At 49.5% G+C, this 1,866-nt stretch carries 1 protein-coding gene; it reads right to left on the reverse strand.

Going from position 1 to position 1,866, the window contains the following annotated elements; genetic code table 11:
* Positions 1–22: 22 nt before the first annotated feature.
* Positions 23–1,798 carry an IS1634 family transposase gene (locus DES29_RS12270; RefSeq protein ID WP_236578858.1) on the reverse strand — a complete coding sequence of 592 codons (1,776 nt, stop codon included), beginning with the start codon at positions 1,796–1,798 and terminating at the stop codon, positions 23–25.
* Positions 1,799–1,866: the final 68 nt, after the last annotated feature.

Genomic DNA, 1,866 nt, shown 5'->3' on the forward strand with positions numbered 1-1,866 from the left:
CCTGAACTACGGGTTACCTGCTCTACATTTCGAATCGCCGCGGTGGTTCAGAAAGCTGGAGCAATTCAAAACAGCGCCGACGCGAGGCAGGAATACTGTTCCTGATCCAAGCGTTGGCGTTGTTTCGTTTATGAGCCCGCACAAGCGTCAGTTCGGCCAACAGCCGGTCCATGGAATTCCCAGGGATGACCAGCTTTGCCTTGCGGTCTTCCATCTGTTTTGCACTGTTGAGCATCATCATCCGCAAGGCGGTTCCGATCGTGCTCACCAGAAGCTTCCCTTGTACCGAAACGGCGCCGACACGCAGACGATCACAATCGAGCCAATTTTTCAGTTGATTGAAATCCTGCTCAACCATCCCGCGCTGCCGATAAACGGAAAGCGCTTCAAACGCATCGGAAATGCTGTTGCTTCTAAGAGCAAAATACCCCGCCGTTTCGACCGCCTCATCGATTTTGCTTGATTTTCGAACCCATTTACTATTCCCGTTTGAATCTTTAATTGAATCAACAAATCGCCTGTAGTTGTTCCAAAGATCCTGTGGAATAGACTTGTTTTCGTTTTTCAAACGAATAATTTCATCCGCTTTCTCGCTGAGGAATACGGCCGTCTCGTCTTCGCGGTTAACAAGACGGAACAGGTGAACGTACGTGTCCAGCTTGAGGCGCCCGTAGTCCGTGTTCTGAGACCACGGCTCTTTCAGAGTGAATGCGTAAGCCTTCTCTTTGCTGCTGAAAAAAGCATTCTTTCGCAAAGATTCTTTATGTCTCTCGAAGTTTTGCTTCAATGAATCTTCGACAAATCTGACGCCTTGAAGATATTTAAGATCCAGATTGATCATTTTCTGGATATTCTCCAAACTCGAATATCCTCGATCGGTAACGAGAATATTTTTATCGAGATCAAAGCCGGCATTCGTCATAGCATGAAGAATATCGGAGAGTGCAGTGACGTCATTGACAGCGCCTTCATACATGTGCGCAAAGACAATATCGCCCGAACACTGGTCGCAAATCACCGTGTAATTGATTTGCTTCAAGTCGGGATCACGCTTCGCATGACCGAACTGTGCCTCAGCGATGGTGTCTGAATAGGTTGAGATCGACGTATTGTCCAGAGCGTATTCGATAGGGCGGCCTCGAAGCGCCGGATTCCGCTTGTAGATCTCCTCCCAAACAGCGTCCTGCCGGTTGTGACGAAGGCGAAAATACTTAACGACTTTTTCACCGTCAACAGCAGCCAGAATTTCTGAAATGCTCTGTCCGGTCAGCCGTTTGCATTTAGGCAGCCAAACTTTCTGACGCCACAAATCGTATGTCATCATGGATCCGCCGCCGGCGAGCTTGAAGATTGCCAAATAGAGCAGCTCTTCTCCCATTTCCTTCCCGAAAACCTCGTGAAGGTGTGCACGGATGCCGTTCTTTTCCGCCAACGTAACAGCCGCCCACGTCAGGCCGACATCCAGGGTCTCCTGCTGTTGGCAGGCCGCTTCGTCCTCAGGAGCAGGGCCGGGAGTTTCCGGGAAGTCCTGACGGTATTGAGCTTCGGGCACGGGCTTTTTGTCAATTCCCCAGAACCAATCATCGCCGGCGTATTCGGGAAAGTCCGCTGAAAATTTCGGCGAAATCTTGATACGGCCGTCTTCAAACAAGCGGCCGACATGGCGCTGCAGACAGCGCTTGGATTTCTTGAGAACCGGATCCCACTTCATTCGGTAGGCCTTTACATATCGATAACCGTCCTTTGTAAGGACCGTCGTAAAGTTCCAGGGGAAGCCGCTTTTTGGAGAATTTTCCATCTTTATGCTCTGCACATTATAGTTATAGAGTATGTTAACACAAAAACGAAAGCCCGTGGCCTATTTTT

The organism is Sutterella wadsworthensis (genome assembly GCF_003315195.1).
In the GTDB taxonomy this organism is placed as follows: domain Bacteria; phylum Pseudomonadota; class Gammaproteobacteria; order Burkholderiales; family Burkholderiaceae_F; genus Sutterella; species Sutterella wadsworthensis.